4 protein-coding genes are annotated in these 3,186 nt (G+C 52.6%); all 4 read right to left on the bottom strand.

All coding sequences use genetic code 11. The annotated features are described in order from the left end of the window. Nucleotides 1-33: 33 nt before the first annotated feature. Entirely contained in the window at nucleotides 34-1,032 is a 999-nt protein-coding gene (rfbB, locus tag MVD07_RS01435; RefSeq protein ID WP_297497644.1) for a dTDP-glucose 4,6-dehydratase, read from the bottom strand. 9 nt (nucleotides 1,033-1,041) lie between these two features. After that, on the bottom strand, nucleotides 1,042-2,100 hold the full coding sequence (locus MVD07_RS01430) for a glucose-1-phosphate thymidylyltransferase (RefSeq protein WP_297497641.1): 1,059 nt from the start codon (nucleotides 2,098-2,100) through the stop codon (nucleotides 1,042-1,044). 66 nt (nucleotides 2,101-2,166) lie between these two features. Next, nucleotides 2,167-2,907 (bottom strand): sulfite exporter TauE/SafE family protein, encoded by a 741-nt coding sequence (locus MVD07_RS01425; protein ID WP_297497639.1) that lies wholly within the window; start codon nucleotides 2,905-2,907, stop codon nucleotides 2,167-2,169. 15 nt (nucleotides 2,908-2,922) lie between these two features. After that, on the bottom strand, nucleotides 2,923-3,186 hold a 264-nt coding region (locus MVD07_RS01420; RefSeq protein WP_297497636.1), incomplete at its 5' end, for an adenylyl-sulfate kinase.

Here is a 3,186-nt window from a genome sequence, read left to right as displayed (position 1 = left end):
CATTCTCGCGGAACTTAATTACCTTTTGCCTTACTACCCCAGCTTCCAGGGCGTTGGGTGGAGGACTCTCTCGTTCACCAGCGGCTTCCACCACCATTCATTCTCTAAATACCATTTAACCGTCTTCTCAATGCCCTCCTTGAAGCTGTACCTCGGCCTCCACTTCAAGTCTCTCATCATCTTCCACGAGTCGAGGGAGTAACGCAGGTCATGGCCGGGCCTATCCTCGACAAACTCTATTAAGTCCTCATCCTTGTCCATTATCCGCAGAATTGTCCTGACGACCTCAATGTTGTTCCTCTCCTCGCCGGCGGAGATGTTGTAGATTTCTCTTGGTTCTCCATTGAGAAGAACGGCCTCAATTGCCCTCACGTGGTCTTCGACGTAGAGCCAGTCCCTAACGTTCTGACCGGTACCGTAGATCGGAACCTTTAACCCCATGCTGGCCCGGATTATCGTCTTGGGGATGAGCTTTTCCGGAAACTGATAGGGGCCGTAGTTGTTGGTGCAGCGCGTTATGGAGGCGTTCAGGCTGTAGGTTCTCGTCCAGCCGAGGACGAGAACGTCGCTCGCCGCCTTGGTGGCGGAGTACGGTGATGACGGCATCAGCGCGTCCTTCTCGGTGAAAGAGCCATCAAGAATGTCGCCGTAAACCTCATCGGTGCTTATGTGGACGAGCCTCACTTCGGGGTTTTCCTTCCTTATCGCTTCGAGAATAGTGTAAGTGCCAATGACGTTGCTTCTCAGGAAGTGCTCCGGGCTGGAAATGCTTCTATCCACGTGGGACTCTGCTGCGAAGCTCACAACCGCGTCCGCCTTCTTAACCAGCTCACTCACGAGCTCAAAGTCCGCAATATCCCCCCTGACGAAGGTGTAACGCAGGTCGTTCTCTAAGTCTTTCAGGTTGGCTGGATTCGAGCCATAGCCAAGCTTGTCGAGGTTTATCACTTCCCAGTCGGGGTGTTTTTCCAGAATGTAATGGATGAAGTTGCTCCCTATGAACCCCATCCCACCAGTTACCAAAAGCCTCATCATTCCACCTCACAGTATCAGCCTTGAGTTGTCGCCGATGACCAGCTTTCTGCCGAAGGGATGGCTGGTTCCGTTTATTATCTTCACACCCCTTCCAATAAGGCTCTCCACTATCCTGCCAGCGTTCCGTATCTCGCTCCCCTCAAGGATTATCGAGTCCTCTATTTCGGTGTTCTCTATAACCACGTTGTCGCCAATGCTCGTGTAGGGGCCGATGTAGGAGTTCATGATCCTAACGTTCTTTCCGATGACCACAGGGCCCTTTATCACCGTGTTCTCGTCTATCTCGGTGCCCTCTCCAATGACGACTCTGCCGTGAATTCTAGCCTTGGTCCCGATCTTTATGTCAGCCCTTATATCATCCAGTATGAGCCTGTTCGCATCCAGTAAGTCCTCAGGCTTTCCAGTGTCCTTCCACCAGCCCGTGACCTTAGTCCAGCCAACCCGGTAGCCGTGGTCAATCAACCACTGGATGGCATCGGTAATCTCAAGCTCGTTCCTCCATGAGGGTTTTATATTTCTGACTGCCTCGTGGATGATCGGCTTGAAGAAATAGATACCGACCAGTGCCAGGTTGCTCGGCGGGACTTTGGGTTTCTCAACGAGGCGTTTTATGGTCTTCCCATCCTCGTTCAGCTCTGCAACGCCGAACTGCTGGGGATTCGGCACCTCTTGGAGGAGTATGCTAGAATCGTAGTTCCCCTTTTCAAAGTGCTCCTTGTGTTTAACTATGCCCTCCCTGAGGATGTTGTCGCCGAGATACATCACAAAGTCATCATCACCAAGATAATCGCGGGCAACCAGGATGGCGTGTGCCAACCCCCTCGGCTCGCCCTGGTAAATGAACTCTATATCGGCGTCCCAGTTCCGGCTCAGTACGGTCTTCTTCACTTGATCTGCATTCGGGCCAACGATAATCCCGATATCATGAATGCCGGCTTCGATGACGTCCTCAATAGCGTAAAAGAGAACCGGCTTGTTGGCCACGGGGATGAGCTGCTTCTGCTGGGAATAAGTCAAAGGTCTCAAGCGGGTACCGTGACCCCCTGAGAGTATAAGAGCTTTCATGGTTAACACCCTGGTGTTCTATTGAACATGGTTATATAAGAATTTTGGCCAGTTGAATATTCTGTTTTATCCGCCAAGCAGTGTGAAGAGCCCGATCAACAGGATTATGACGTTTATCACTCGTTTAAGCTTCTCTCCCTCTGAACTCCTGTTAACGTGGGTTCCGAGGTAAACCCCGGGTACGGTGCCCAAAACAAGGAGGAGAGCTGTTTCATAATTCACGCTTCCAACACCGGCATAGTTCAGGAAGCTCAGCCCCGAGAGCGCTAAACCATAAGTTATCGTCACACCAACGACGTCACTTGGTTTAACCCTGGCAATATTCATCAGCGTAAAGCTCACTATTACGCCAGCACCAACGGAGGTGAACTGGACGGTTAGACCCACAATGAAGCCGAGCAGATAAACATAGGCCCACCTCGGCCTTATCGGGATGTGGATTTCCCCCTTGAGAAGGCTCAAAACTGCGCTCGCTATAAGAATAACCCCAAGGAGAACCGTGAGGTACTCGTTGAGGACCCCCCTGTTGATCCAGCGGAGGAGCAGTCCCCCAAGGATTACCGCAGGAATGCTCCCAGCAAAGAGCCTCAGGGCTATGTCGTACCTTATCTTTCCCCTCCTCCCGTGGAAGAAAACCCCGAAGACCCTCGTAACCGTTGCGTAGAGGAGGTCGGTTCCGACCGCCGTCAGCGGTTCAACACCGAGGAATATGAGGGAGGGCGTCATCAGCGCCCCACCGCCGACCCCTGTAAGGCCGACGAGGAAGCCGACTAAAAAACCCAGCCCGATAAAAGTTGGATTCAACACCCTCCCTCCTGAGGATCAGAGCAGGTAGCCCATCTCGCGGGCTTTAGTTACGACTACCTCAACCTCTTCCTCTGGGGTCATCTTTGAACTGTCCACCTTCACTTCCGGGTTCTCCGGCTCCTCATAAACCCCGTCATAGCCCGTCAAACCTTTTATCTCGCCCCTCAACGCTTTCGCGTAGAGCCCCTTGGGATCACGCTGGATTCTGACTTTGAGGGGAGCGTAAACGTAGACCTCGATGAAGTCCCCTATCTCCTTCCGAGCGTACTCTCTAACTGC

It is taken from the genome of Thermococcus sp. (assembly GCF_027008145.1).
In the GTDB taxonomy this organism is placed as follows: domain Archaea; phylum Methanobacteriota_B; class Thermococci; order Thermococcales; family Thermococcaceae; genus Thermococcus.
The sequence above is the reverse complement of the archived record's forward strand: the minus strand, read 5'-3'. Positions and strand labels throughout refer to the sequence as shown.